Source organism: Pedobacter sp. UYEF25, assembly GCF_054061655.1.
The window spans coordinates 99,181-112,996 of the sequence record NZ_JBSSEL010000005.1 but is presented as its reverse complement, the minus strand read 5'-3'; the positions used below and the strand labels follow the sequence as shown (position 1 = coordinate 112,996).

At 37.4% G+C, this 13,816-nt stretch carries 8 protein-coding genes; 7 read left to right on the top strand and 1 reads right to left on the bottom strand.

Annotated elements, in window-relative coordinates; translation table 11 throughout:
- Positions 1 to 187 precede the first annotated feature (187 nt).
- The 7 genes from ACVWYG_RS06950 to ACVWYG_RS06920 all read left to right on the top strand — a co-directional run bounded on the left by ACVWYG_RS06950 (position 188) and on the right by ACVWYG_RS06920 (position 11,198).
- The gene (locus ACVWYG_RS06950) at positions 188 to 3,247 is read left to right on the top strand and encodes a SusC/RagA family TonB-linked outer membrane protein (protein ID WP_457269448.1); all 3,060 of its coding nucleotides are present in this window, start codon (positions 188 to 190) and stop codon (positions 3,245 to 3,247) included.
- Between the two features lie 35 nt (positions 3,248 to 3,282).
- Positions 3,283 to 4,803: a RagB/SusD family nutrient uptake outer membrane protein gene (locus ACVWYG_RS06945; RefSeq protein ID WP_457269447.1), complete on the top strand. Its 1,521-nt coding sequence runs from the start codon at positions 3,283 to 3,285 to the stop codon at positions 4,801 to 4,803.
- 90 nt (positions 4,804 to 4,893) lie between these two features.
- On the top strand, positions 4,894 to 6,330 hold the full coding sequence (locus ACVWYG_RS06940; RefSeq protein WP_457269446.1) for an aryl-sulfate sulfotransferase: 1,437 nt from the start codon (positions 4,894 to 4,896) through the stop codon (positions 6,328 to 6,330).
- An 85-nt stretch (positions 6,331 to 6,415) separates the two neighbouring features.
- Positions 6,416 to 7,360, top strand: coding sequence for a c-type cytochrome (locus ACVWYG_RS06935; RefSeq protein WP_457269445.1), 945 nt, complete (start codon positions 6,416 to 6,418; stop codon positions 7,358 to 7,360).
- A 1,018-nt stretch (positions 7,361 to 8,378) separates the two neighbouring features.
- Entirely contained in the window at positions 8,379 to 9,221 is an 843-nt protein-coding gene (locus ACVWYG_RS06930) for an MbnP family protein (RefSeq protein ID WP_457269444.1), read from the top strand.
- Positions 9,222 to 9,223: 2 nt separating this feature from the next.
- The gene (locus ACVWYG_RS06925) at positions 9,224 to 10,273 is read left to right on the top strand and encodes a cytochrome-c peroxidase (RefSeq protein WP_457269443.1); all 1,050 of its coding nucleotides are present in this window, start codon (positions 9,224 to 9,226) and stop codon (positions 10,271 to 10,273) included.
- 1 nt (position 10,274) lies between these two features.
- Positions 10,275 to 11,198 carry a transporter gene (locus ACVWYG_RS06920; RefSeq protein WP_457269442.1) on the top strand — a complete coding sequence of 308 codons (924 nt, stop codon included), beginning with the start codon at positions 10,275 to 10,277 and terminating at the stop codon, positions 11,196 to 11,198.
- Positions 11,199 to 11,403: 205 nt separating this feature from the next.
- On the opposite strand, the gene ACVWYG_RS06915 is transcribed toward ACVWYG_RS06920, so the two are convergent.
- Positions 11,404 to 13,587, bottom strand: a complete 2,184-nt coding sequence (locus ACVWYG_RS06915) for a GH92 family glycosyl hydrolase (protein ID WP_457269441.1) — start codon at positions 13,585 to 13,587, stop codon at positions 11,404 to 11,406.
- Positions 13,588 to 13,816 lie beyond the last annotated feature (229 nt).

Here is a 13,816-nt window from a genome sequence, read left to right as displayed (position 1 = left end):
ACTCATTGATTTTCAATTTTTTAAGTCTTTACAGTGGATATTAATCACTAAGCAATAAACAAGGTATATAAATTCTTTACTTCAACACAAGCTTATTTTTTCATCGTTAAATGCAGTGTTTTCAAACCATACAACATTGTTTAACAATTGAATAGGATACTTAATAAACAATATTTAAATTTTTCAAATGAATAAACTTTACAAATCCCACATTGGCTGTTCTGCAACAGATTCAAGGTATAAATATTGTTGGAAAAAGCTATTTCTTAGCGGAATGCTTTTCTTTTTACTATTTTTTGTAGCCACGCGTTCAAGCGCGCAGACAAAAGTAAGCGGAACCATTAAAGACGAAAAAAACTTGCCTGCAATCGGAGCTTCTGTTATGGAAACAGGCACAAAAAATGGCGCTGTAACAGGTGCTGACGGGAATTTTAGTTTGACGCTGCAGGGCGCAAACAAATCTATTACAGTGTCTTTAATCGGATATAAAAGTCAAACTTTAACTGTTGGCGCATCAAACAAATTATCTGTGTCTTTAGAGGAAGAAAAAAACAGTTTAAATGATGTAGTGGTGGTTGGTTACGGAACTCAACGGCGCGGCGATATTTCTGCCTCTATTAGTACAATAAAAAGCGATGAATTAAATCTCGGTGGTACAACCTCAAATATAGGTCAAGCGATACAGGGTAAAGCTGCGGGTGTACAAGTGCAGCAAAGCAGTTTTGCTCCGGGTGCCGGCCTACAGATTTTAATTAGAGGCGGTAACTCTATCCAAACCAGCAATAGCCCACTTTATGTGGTAGATGGGTTTATTACAAATAACGGAGCAGACATTAATCCAAATGATATTGAAGACATTCAAATTTTAAAAGACGCTTCATCTGCCGCAATTTATGGCGCTAGAGGTGGCAATGGTGTTGTTTTAATTACTACAAAAAAGGGCAAGATTGGAAAGGTTGCTGTAGATTTTGACTATTCTACCGGCCAACAGTATTTAACCTATAAGCCAGCTTTACTAAATGGTCAGCAGTATACTGATATACAAAATGCGACCGCAATAGAGGACGGAAAACCGCCTGTATTTCCCGTTAGTTTTACGCCAACCAATACAAATTGGTTGCAAGCAGCCACTCAAAATTCTTTAATAAACAATATGAATTTGAGTGTAAGTAGTGGCGATGCAAATTCAAAAGTATATGTTTCGGGAAACTACATCAACCAAGTCGGTATATTAAAAAATACAGGTTTTACCAGGTATACGGGCAGAATCGGAGTGGATAAAAAATTGAACGAAAAACTGCGTTTAAATGCTAATTTTTATGGCGCCAGCGGCGTTTCTAAACTCCAATCATATTCTGGCGATATTACAGCTCCTTTATTTAGTCTGTTGACTGCACAGCCAAATTTGCCGGTATTTAATCCAGATGGAAGTTATTTTGTTTACCAGGGCAAAAATAATGCCCTAGCCAATTTATTGGAACCAAACAATGATTCAGAAAACAAACTAATTAATGCAAATATTGGTTTGGATTACAAACTGATTAAAAATCTTACCTATCATTTAGGTGCCGGAAGTGAGTTTTCCCAAACCAACGCAGGAACCTATATTCCGCGTACACTGGTTGCAGGCGCTGCCAACGGCGGACTGGCTACCTCTAAAAGTTTCTCAAATTTTAGGTGGTTATTAGAAAATTATTTAACATATAAGTATAAGATAGAAGACAACGATTTTACTTTATTGGCGGGGGCATCGGCACAAAAAGATGTTGCAGAATCTTTGAATGCCGGATCAAAAGGATTTTCTACCGATCAATTTTTGTATTATAACTTAGTTGCTGGCGCTTTGTCTAACGGTTACGGGAGCAATAAAACGCCAACTACGTTTAATTCTTTTTTTGGGAGGTTAAACTACGCATTCAAAGACAAGTTATTGGCAGCTTTTACCATTAGAGGTGATGGGTCTTCTAAATTTGGGCAGAATTTCCGTAGAGGTTATTTTCCGTCCGGATCCTTGGCTTATAAATTTACAGATGAAAGTTTTATTAAAGATTTAAATACTTTTTCAAACCTAAAAGCTAGGTTAAGTTATGGTGTTACCGGTAATGATCGGATTGCTGACTATTTATATTTGTCAACCTTTGGTAGTTATGGAACCGCCCTAGATGCAGACGGCGGTTTGCAGGCAGGTGTGGAACCTAAAAGTTTGCCGAATTCTAATTTGAAATGGGAAAGTACTGCTCAATTAAATGCCGGTCTAGACATGGGTTTTTTCAACGACCGTTTAACGATTTCCTTAGATTATTACAACAAAAAAACCACCGATTTACTTTTGAACATTCCTATCGGATCTTATTATGGGTTTTCAAGTCAACTGGTTAATGCAGGGTCGTTAAGGAATCAGGGGCTAGAGTTAGGTGTAAATACAGTAAACGTCAATCAAGGTGGGTTTAATTGGACGTCTAGTTTTAATATTTCCTACAACAAACAAAAAGTAATATCGTTGGGGCCGGTAAGTAATATACCAGTAAACACTGCAAATCCAAGTGGTACGGTATCTGGACGAGAATTTACAAGAATATTGCCCGGTCGCGAATTGGGCGAAATTAGAGGTTATTTATATGCAGGCGTAATTAAAAGTGGAGAAAATTATGCTCCTCAACCAAACGCAAAGCCCGGCGATCCAAAATATGTTGATGTTGATGGTGATGGAAAAATTACACCAGATGATCAGACTTTTTTAGGCAATACTACGCCTCGATTTAGCAGCGGTTTATCAAATGATTTCCAGTATAAAGGGTTTAACCTTAACGTGTTCTTTCAGGGTGCTTTCGGTTACTATTTATATAATATGAACCGGTTGGTACTTGAATCAACTACCGGAGCAGATGCTTTGAATAGATTTGTGGTAAATAAAAACGAAAATACCGATGTGCCAAGAGAAGGATATTTTTTAAGTTCTTACGGCGGGTACGTAAACTCTAGATTTGTAGAAAATGCATCATACGTAAGACTGAAAAGTGTTTCTTTAGGTTATTCTTTACCTAGCGCCTTATTCGAAGCTACAAAAATAGTTAAGGGGCTAAATCTTTATGTACAAGCACAGAATTTATTTACCATTACCAATTATTCTGGTACAGATCCCGAAGTGAATTCTCATTCGAGTTCAAATTTTGGTGGGGGTATAGATTTTAATGCTTTCCCGGCTTTTAGGACCATAACATTCGGCGCTAAACTTACTTTTCACTAATCGCAATAATTTTCAAAACATTTCAACTTAGTAAGATGAAGAATTATAAAATATTTACCTTCTTAACAGCTTCGATCCTTGTGATCTCCTCCTGCAAGAAAAGCTTAGATCCTGTAGTTTACAGCAGTTTAACCGAAAAAAATGCTTTTGTAACTAAGGCAGATGCCATCGCAGCTGTAAATTCTGTTTATGCACGATTAAAAGGCCCTGCCGTGGGAGACAATTATGATTATTGGACAGTTAGACACTTTGCACTTACAGATTTAGCCACAGATTTGGGACATTGTGATTTAGGTGGAGATCCAGGGCAGCTGTCGAACATAGAGTGGAATTCTTCGAACGGATTAATTTTAGAAGATTGGAGACAAATTTATAAGTTGATTTCTAATGCAAACTCCGCCATATTAAATATATCGCCAATGACTAAAATTGCGGAAGGTGATAAAACGAAATTTTTAGCGGAGATTAGATTTCTACGAGCAATTGCCTATATGGATCTTACAGATCTTTGGGGTCCTGTTGTGCTGGTGACTGAAAAAGACCTCGAAAACCCAAACTATACTTCTCAACCTCCATTAACTTCACTCGCAGATATGAACACTTTCTTGATAGGCGAATTAGAGTTTGCCGCGAGCAATTTACCTTTAAACTATGCCAACAATGCTATTTATCCCGGCAATGATGTAGGACGGGCTACTAAGGGAGCAGCTTTGGGAATGCTTGCAAAGCTTTATTTAAGGGATCATAAATGGCAAAAGGCAGCCGATTATAGCAAACAAGTGATGGATTTAAACATTTACAGTCTGTTCCCTTCTTATGCTGGCTTATTTGCTGAAACCAATACCTGGTGCAGCGAAAATATTTTTTCCGTTTTGAGTGATGCAAATGTAAATGGTACAGAATTACTTAACCACTTTGGGCCACTAAATCATCCTGTACTTACAGACAGATGGCAATACTATGCCGTAACTTGGGATTTTTACAACACTTTTGCCAACAATGACGATAGAAAAAAGATGTTTTTTGCAGAATACAAAGGCGTAGACGATCTGGTACATAAACAGGCGCCCACTTTAGGAGCAGCGCCACCGGAAGGCGAATTTTATATGCCAGATGTTGCTACTAGCAAATATGCAGACCCAAAGGGTTCTAATGCATATTACGATGGCCACAGCGTAAACATTCTGCGGTTTGCAGATATATTGCTCAGCAGAGCTGAAGCCCTAAATGAAATTAGCGGACCGACTCAAGAATCAATAGACTTAATAAATCGGGTAAAAAGCCGTTCGAATGCGACCGAATTGCAATTGGCAAATTTTAACCAAGCTTCGCTTAGAGATGCGCTTATACAGGAACGTGGTTGGGAGCTTTTCTATGAGGGAAAACGCAGAGCAGATTTGATTCGAACCGGTAAATACGCTCAAATTGTTAACGGATATTTGGGGAGAATAAACAAATCGCCTTCAATTGTTATGCCCCGAGATGAATTTTTTCCTTATCCAACAAATCAGGTAAGTATTAATCCTAACTTAACTAATGCAGGAAGAAGAAATTAACACGTTGTATATATTAATTAAAAAGAATATACGATCCCCGTATATTCTTTTTAGTTTTAATGTTTTTAGTAGTCAACAACTTAAGAAAGGATGAAATTTTTTTTAACATTTTTAGTGTTTTGCTGTTTTTTAATTTCATGTGCTGTTGATAGTGATTTAGCGATTAAAGAAATAAAAATTGGTTTACATAACAATAACCGTTTAAAGATTGAGCTAAATATTTTTACAAATGCCACCAGCAATGCTTATGTTGAGTATTGGGTAAAGGGCGATTCATCAAGAAGATTTAAGTCTCAAATTTCTAGCAGAGCTGACACGCATCGTTTTGTACTCACCAATATTCAGCCTAAAACGAATTATTTTTATGCCATTCATTTCGGCAAAGAAAACCTTAATAAAACCAGTAAAACATATGCTTTTACATCAGAAGATTTACCAGAGTTTTTAAAAAATCAGTTCAAGGCAGCCCTCTCTTCAGATGCAATACTAGGCAACAATTTCAAGAATGGCTACATTTTAGTAAATAAGCGTTATTCGCCCGGTGCTGCCTATCTTACCGATTATAAGGGCAGATTGCGTTGGTACCACACGGTTGATGATTTTGGGTTTAAAGTGATTCATTTTACAAAAGACAAAACCATGCTTTCCATTCTTGGAAGCAATGATGAACCGACAAGTTATGGAAGCCAAATTTTAGAAATTAATATGCTGGGAGATACAATCCTCCATCTAAAAAAAGGGCAAGGAGATTTTAAGCAAACTGTACATCATGAAATCCTAAAAAATAGTGGAGGACAAATTGTCACGCTCGTTTTAGATCAGAGGGTGTTCGATTTAAGTAAGGTGGGTGGAAGTAAAAAAGATACCGTAAGCGGAGACGGGATATTGGTTATGGATAAGAAAGGAAATGTAGTCTGGAAATGGAGCGTATTTGATCACCTAGACCCATTGAAAGATAAAAATATCTTAAAAATAAGAAAAGATTGGGTACATGCAAACAGTTTAAATTTCGATGTTGATGGTAATTATTTAATCTCCTTTTACAATACAGGTGAAATTTGGAAGGTTGATTCGAAGACTGGAGAAGTGTATTGGAAATTTGGAAAAAACGGAACCATTAAAACAGCTACGGGCGAGATATTTAGTGAATCTCATGCAGTACACATTAATACTGAGGGCGATTTAATGCTGTTCGATAATGGTTTGAAGAAAAAATTATCTGGCGTTTATGCTTTTAATTTAGATACGTTAAAAAAGGTGGCAACTACTAAACTACATTTTACATTGCCTCAGCCGATATACAATGATAGAATGGGAAGTGCTTATTTATTAGATTCGGATCATTTTCTCATCTGTGCATCCAAAAGACATATGGTTATTTTAACAAATAGAAAAGGTACGCTATTGTGGACGTTAGAAACTTCGATGCCATCCTACAGGGCAATCTTTTTAAAAGGGGAACAAGTTGCTCCATATATAGAAGCTTTGCCAAATGGAGCCAAAACAGTAAAGGCCGATCAGAAGTAAAAACGGATATTTAAATAGGAAAAACATTTTAAAAACATTAAAAATCCACGTTCAAATGAAGTATGTTTATATAATTTGCTCAATTGTGTTGTCATCACTTATTATTTCTTTAGGGTGTGACAATGTTGTTAAGAAAGAGGAGAAGGCAGAAGACTTTCCAATAGACACGAGAACGATACCAAAATCTAAGTTTGGAGATGCGGTGAGATATGGGCGTGAATTAATGGTTCGAACAGCCTATTATATAGGTCCAAATGGAATAAATGGAAAGTTTGCAGGTAATAAAATTAGTTGCAGCAACTGCCACCAAGAGGCAGGGTTAAAACCATATTCACTTAATCTTGTATCTGCTTTTCAAAATTATCCTCAGTATAGAGCAAGGGAAGGAAAGGTGTTGTCGCTTGCCGAGCGCGTAAATAATTGCATTATGCATCCATTGTTAGGCATTAAGGCATTGCCTCTAGATGGTAAAGAAATGATTGCTTTCATTTCTTACCTAAAATTTATAAATGATTCTTCGAAAATGAGTAGCGGAAATCCGGGTTTAAAGAATCTTGAAATTCAATTACCGAATGCAGCAGCTAGACCCGAAGCCGGTAAATTATTGTACGCTAAAGACTGTGCCCGATGCCATGGATTAAATGGAGAAGGTGTTTTTACCGCTGATACATCCGCTTATATTTATCCCCCGTTATGGGGAAAAAAATCTTACAGGGCCGGCTCCAGTATGCATCGAGTGATTAAGATGGCACAATGGCTCTTGCCGAATATGCCTTTTGATAAAGCCACTCATACAAATCCAATGCTGACAACCAAAGAAGCTTTAGATCTTGCAGCATTTATAAATGACGACACGATCCATCTGCGCCCTACGTTAACTGAACTGCAATATCCAAGTTTGGAAGAGAAACCCATCGATTATGATAAGGGGCCGTTTATAGATTCATTTAGCGAAAAACAGCATAAATTTGGGCCATATAAGCCAATAATTGACGAGTATAAGCGTAAAAACTTAAAAATAACTTACTAAAAACAACGGGTTTTTAACTGGTCAAATGAGTAGCTACCAAACGCTGTAAAAGTGAAAAAGTCAAAATGATATAGCGGGACATCGTTAATGGCGCTTATTGATGGGTGATAAAGCTTCAATTTTACAGAAAGACAAGACCCGTAGCATGCCGGATGGGTGTAAAACCGATAGGCCTAAATCAGTGAATAGAAATTAATTCCGCATCAGGACACATCGATTTATGAAGATTTAAATGGGATTGTATTTTATGTTCGATAAACCATATAAGGTCCTCACATCACCAATAAATTTTTTTTACAAATTCACTTGCTTGCTTTTTTTAAATGGTTACATTTGCCACGAAATGTTCCAAAGACTTACTACTTGGTTCTTATTGGTTGCTCTAATTGGCTCCAGTTATTCGCGATTTTTCGTGTATGCTGGCTTTGAAATTAACCAAAAATATATCATAGACAATTTGTGTATAAATAGGTATAAACCGGCAGAAAATTGCAACGGCCGTTGTTATCTTGAAAAAAACCTAAAGCAAGCAGGGGAGAACGAAAAAAAACAAAGTACCGAGAATAAAAAGGGCAATTATCAAGAAGCGTTACCTGAGCAATTTTTAATTTTTCGCAACACTTTTTCTACGTTTGTCAGAATTTCGTACCCTACCACTTTTCCTGAAAAGGAAGTAAAACGCCCTCGATCTATCTTTCAGCCTCCAAAGCTAGTCTAACCTTCTATTTGCGACAAAGCTGCCATGTTTAAACATAGCAAAACTTTGTCTTTTTTCTCAATTCATAGAATTCTATTTCTAGTAGTAACTTATTTAGAGGCAAAAGTCTGCTTTTATTTACTGCGCTATAAATCACTTTTAATTCAGAAAATCTGATATTAATATTTTTAAATATCAGAAGTTCATTCAATTAAAAGTATGCACCCTATAACAATAACTGGGAGATACATCATTGCCCGTTCAGGTGATTAGACAAGAATTCTGTCTGCAATAACAAATTAAGTAATCCCAAAAAAAATCATGAAAAATAGAAATTTAATTTTAGCTGTTTGCCTTTTATTTACCATAACAGCCTGTTCAAAAAAGGACGATCAAAAACCAGAATTTTCTGAAACCAACCTCGCACCACTTTCGGTAGAATTTGACAATATCGTTGGTGATAGGACATTAGTGCTAAACAATACCGCCAACCTTTATACCAATGCAGCCGGGGAAAAGTTTTCAATTTCCATGATGCAGTATTTCATAAGCAACATAAAATTAGCGACCGCCGATGGGAAGACATACACCGTTGATCCTGATAGCAGTTATTTTCTGATTAAAAGTGCTGATAAAAATACTCGTTTTGCTAAAGTTAATGTGCCAGAAGCAGATTACACTAAACTTACTTTTACGCTTGGCGTAGATAGCTTAAGAAGCACGATGGATATTGCCAAACGGACAGGCGTGCTAGATCCAGCAGGAACGGACAATCACGATACAGGCGGTATGTATTGGGGTTGGAATGCCGGTTACATATTCTTTAGACTTGAGGGGAATTCAAGCGTCATCTCAGACGATTTAAACGGCGATCCAACTGGCAAAAAGCAGTTTAAATATCACATAGGTGGCTTTGGCGGCTATTCTGCACCAACCATTAATAACGTTAAAACCATTACGTTAGATTTAACATTGGGTGGTATTGCAAAAGTAAGAAAAGGCCGCCAAAGTAACGTGCATTTATTTGTAGATGCGATGAAAGTGTTTAACGGACAAAACTCATTTCACATTGCAGCGCACCCAAATGTAATGTTTAGTGATTACAGCGTAAATGTAGCCGCAAATTTGGTGCAAATGTTTAAACACGATCATACAGAAAACTGATAATGAAAAAGCGCGCCTTTTGGTTTACGATGGCCATTTTGGTTTTAATGGTATATGCCTGTAAAAAACAAGGACAAATGGAAGATGCGATAAGTAGTTTTCTTGGGTTTCAAAAACCAGCTAATTTCCCCGAACCGGTCTATAAAATGGCAAATAATAAGATTACGGAGGGTGGTTTTATTCTCGGTCGAAATTTATTTTACGAATCGAGATTGTCGAGAAATAATACCGTTTCTTGTGGCTCATGTCACATTCAGTCTTCTGGGTTTACACAGCACGGACACGATGTGAGTCACGGAATAGATGATCGTTTAGGTACTCGAAATGCGCCGCCAATTATGAATTTGGCCTGGAATGAGGCTTTTCTATGGGGAGGTGGTATTTATGATTTAGATCTTCAGCCTGTAGTACCAATTACTTCCCACGAGGAAATGGACGAAAATTTAGAAAATGTGCTTGCTAAGATCAGATCTCTTCCAAAATACCAAACGTTGTTTAAGGCTGCTTTTGGTACGGAGGAGGTAAATACGGCTCGTTTCATGAAAGCCCTTTCGCAATTTATGCTGATGTGTGTTAGTTCAAACTCAAAGTATGATAAGGTGATGAGAAAGGAAGACAATCAAGTTTTTACCTCTACAGAGTTGGCCGGTTATGCAATGTTTAAAGCCAATTGCGCGAGTTGCCACGCAGAGCCATTATTTACCGACGGGAAATTTCGCAACAATGGATTGGCGCCAAACCTGGTCAACGATCAAGGGCTTTACTCCGCTACTTTGACAGAAACGGACAGGTATAAATTTAAAGTACCTAGTCTCCGTAATTTGAGTTATACGGCACCCTATATGCATGATGGACGTTTTTTGACGATTGAGGGCGTTCTTGACCATTATACCGGTGAAGTCAAAGCGACGGCCAATCTCGATCCCCTATTAAAAAAAGACGGAAAATTGGGGATTGCCCTTACTGCTGAACAAAAATTGCAATTAATTTCTTTTTTAAAAACCCTAGATGACAGAGATTTTGTCAACCGCAAAGATTTGTCAGAACAATAATATGAGAAGAAAATATATGTTAACTTTATTTGTCTGCCTGTCAGCATCTGGCGTTTTTGCCTGCGACATCTGCGGCTGTGGAGTTGGAAGTTATTACTTGGGCATTCTGCCAGAATACAGTATGCGTTTTGTAGGGATTAGATATCAATATAAGTCGCTCACTACGCATCTTGGGCCCTTTGGCGAACGTACGCCAATTACATCCGATGAGACGTATCAAAGTATGGAACTTTGGAGCGGATGGAACCTTGGTAAAAAATTTCGGTTACTTGCATTCCTACCCTATAATTTTAACGAACGTGTGGCGCAAACCGGCAAAGGCTCTAAAACCGGAGTGGGTGATATTGCCTTCATCGGTTATTATAATTTGCTCAATACCAGAAATACGATAAAAGAGAAATTATTGGTGCAATCTCTTTGGGTCGGCGCTGGAATTAAATTGCCCACGGGAAAATACGAGCCATCGGAAAGGTTTCTGGAATCAGAATCACCAAACAACTTTCAACTAGGCACGGCAAGCACAGATTTTACACTCAACGCGGCTTATGATGTGAGGTTGATGGATTTCGGCGCTAATGTAAATGTCAATTACAAAGTAAATACCAGCAATAAGTACAATTATCGGTATGGCGATAAATTTACCACCAATGCACTGCTGTATTATAAAATTAGGCTAGCCAAAATAATTACACTTTCTCCAAATGCTGGTATTCTCTATGAAACTTCTCAGCAGGATACCGAAGAAAAGCGGTTTCCTGTGGCTGTATCGGGTGGCCACGCTTTTTCCACCATCGTAGGAGTTGAAGGCAATGTTGGTCGATTTTCCTTCGGTGCAAATTACCAAGCCATTGCCAATCAAAAATTAGCTGGAGGACGTGTAAAAGCTGGCAATCGTTTGATGATCCATACCACAATTAGCTTTTAGAAAGGTTAATTTTATATGGCAAAGGCCCCAGCAATTACTAAATTGCTGGGGCCTTTTTACATGGAAATTTCTACAACTAATTTAAGTTTCTTGGACGCCTAATTTGCCTAGTCTTATTAGCAAAAGGTATTAAAATTGGGTAATAACTTTAAAGAATCAATTTTACTAAAGCAACAAATCAATTATATTGCTTTAAAAATTAAATTTATTCTTTTGTTTTAATCTCAATATTTCCACCATTCTTAAATAAATCGTTTGAAATAAAGTAGCCATTTAGTCGTTTCCCATTTACATCAACTTCTGTCAGTTTTCTACCAATACCTTCTTTTTTGATAATCAGTTTTTTACCGTTGTTTGTAGTCCAGTCTATTTGATCGAAAACAGGAACGGTGGTGATGAAATGCGCATCTGTTGGCGAAAGGGGGTATAGACCCATCGCGCTAAATACATACCAAGAAGACATTTCGCCAGCGTCGTCCATCCCCGAAAGGGCTAAGCCCTCTTTGCCTATTCCGTAAAGATTGTTAATAATATAATCTAAAATTTTCTGAGATTTTTCTGGCTTATCGACAAAATAGTAGGCAAATGGTGCTTCATGATCTGGTTGATTGCCTTGGCAATATTGTCCTATAAAAGTAGATACATTTCTGGCGATGTGTTTGGGATTCCAAGGTTTGGTAAAAAAGGTATCTAACTTGTTTTCGAATGCTTGCTTCCCGCCGTAGAGATTTACTAAGCCAGGCATATCATGCACTGCATAAAAGGAAACTTGCCATGCGTTCGCCTCTCTAAACATATATTCATAGTATGGATATTCAGCATCGAAATTTTTTACAAAATCTCCGTTTGATAAGCGGCCACGCATAAATTTGGTTTCTTTATCAAATACATTTTGATAGTTTTTAGAGCGTTTCATAAATGTGCGGTAATTGCTGCTATCGCCTAAAACTTTTGCAAGTTGCGCTACAGAATAATCATCATAAGAAAATTCTAAAGTTTTAGATACACCAGCTTTTGCTTTTGTTTCTGTGTTTGGATGCGCAATATCGGGCGTAGAAATGTAGCCTTTCTCAATATATTCTTTAATAAATGGCCTCGGACCGCCTTCGTCATTTGCGCTTTTTAAGAGTAAATCGTACGCATGTTTCACATCGAAATTGGTAATGCCTTTTAGATAGGAACCAGTAATAAAAGAGGCGGCGTGGTCTCCATGAAAAAAAGTTGGAATGTAACCAGTTTTATCGCCCATATCCATCAACGATTTTATAACATCTTCTGCCGTTTTTGGCTGCAGCATGCCCAGTAATACAAGTTTATTTCGGTAAGTGTCCCACAGAGAAGGAACCGTATAATAATTAAAATTAGCCTTTATTTTATGTTGTTTTTCATCAGTATATTCACCATTTATGTCGCTGCGTAATGCTGGCCATAAAAACGATCTATAAAGGGAAGAATAGAACATCTCTCGCTGTTTGTTATTGCCGCCCTTTACCTGCACGCGACTAAGCAATTGCTCCCAAGTTGCGTTTCCTGCGGCGCGGATTTGTGCAAAACTTTTATTTCCTATTTCTACTTCTAAGTTTTCTTTGGCGTTTGCTACACTCACAAAAGACAAACCTATTTTTAATTCGACAGGTGTAGACGCGCCGTCTTTTAAGGTAACCATCGCATAACTGTTGCTTTTTTTTCCTGGCGATTGAAATAGGTTAGAGACGTCGTTATTTAAGTCGATATAGAAATAGACTTTCTCGCTTCCCATGTCTTGATAACCACTTAGATTTCTATCGCCAACCTGCTCTATCATCCAAGACTTAATACCACTATTCGCTTTATTTAAATCCAAGAAAATTTGTCTGTTTTTATTATTTTGATATTCGTATTTATGGTAACCGCATCGAAGCGTAGAGGTTAAACTCACATTTACTTTATAGTCGTCTAAAAATACTTGATAAAAAGCAGGTGATGATGACTCATTTTTATGCGAAAAGTGAGAAGAGAATTTGTTGGTACCATCAACTGCGCCAGAGACAGGTAAAATAGGAATGTTACATAAATTCCAATGACCTTTATTAGTGTGCGCAAATCCCAAAATCACACTATCTTCATATTCATAACCTGCACCAGATCCAAATTTTGTGATTGGGCTCAATTGAACCATTGCATTTGGAAGCGAGCTACCCGGAAACGTTAATCCTGCCCAGACGCGCCAATCTTTCGGCGGCGTATATCCAATTATTTTCGGATCTAATAGGGGCGCAGTACCAATAAAGGTATTTACATATCTGGTGTATCCTCCGGTTTGTTTTCCTTTAGTAGTCCTTAGCGTTTTGCAAGAGGAGCCAAGTAAAGCTATCGCTAAAATACTTAAGTTAAATCGATTTACTAACATACTTTAAAGATAATATTTTTATGGTTGTTTAGTCAAATTTAACGTAACAAACAGCTTAATAAGCAAAAACTAGGAAAACAACTGTTTTTAGCTTTATAAAAAAAGTGTATTGGTGAAATAAAAGTCAATACAGCTTAGGATGCCGTTAAATACCTTTATATGAGGGTGAATAAATGGTAAATCTGAGATCAATAATTAACAATCTAAGGCCAAATACGCGATTGGCCCT

Excerpts from the sequence above, each read along its gene's own strand:
- ACVWYG_RS06950 (WP_457269448.1), top strand. The coding sequence starts at position 188 with ATGAATAAACTTTACAAATCCCACATTGGCTGTTCTGCAACAGATTCA.
- ACVWYG_RS06945 (WP_457269447.1), top strand. The coding sequence starts at position 3,283 with ATGAAGAATTATAAAATATTTACCTTCTTAACAGCTTCGATCCTTGTG.
- ACVWYG_RS06940 (WP_457269446.1), top strand. The coding sequence starts at position 4,894 with ATGAAATTTTTTTTAACATTTTTAGTGTTTTGCTGTTTTTTAATTTCA.
- ACVWYG_RS06930 (WP_457269444.1), top strand. The coding sequence starts at position 8,379 with ATGAAAAATAGAAATTTAATTTTAGCTGTTTGCCTTTTATTTACCATA.
- ACVWYG_RS06925 (WP_457269443.1), top strand. The coding sequence starts at position 9,224 with ATGAAAAAGCGCGCCTTTTGGTTTACGATGGCCATTTTGGTTTTAATG.
- ACVWYG_RS06920 (WP_457269442.1), top strand. The coding sequence starts at position 10,275 with ATGAGAAGAAAATATATGTTAACTTTATTTGTCTGCCTGTCAGCATCT.
- ACVWYG_RS06915 (WP_457269441.1), bottom strand. The coding sequence starts at position 13,587 with ATGTTAGTAAATCGATTTAACTTAAGTATTTTAGCGATAGCTTTACTT.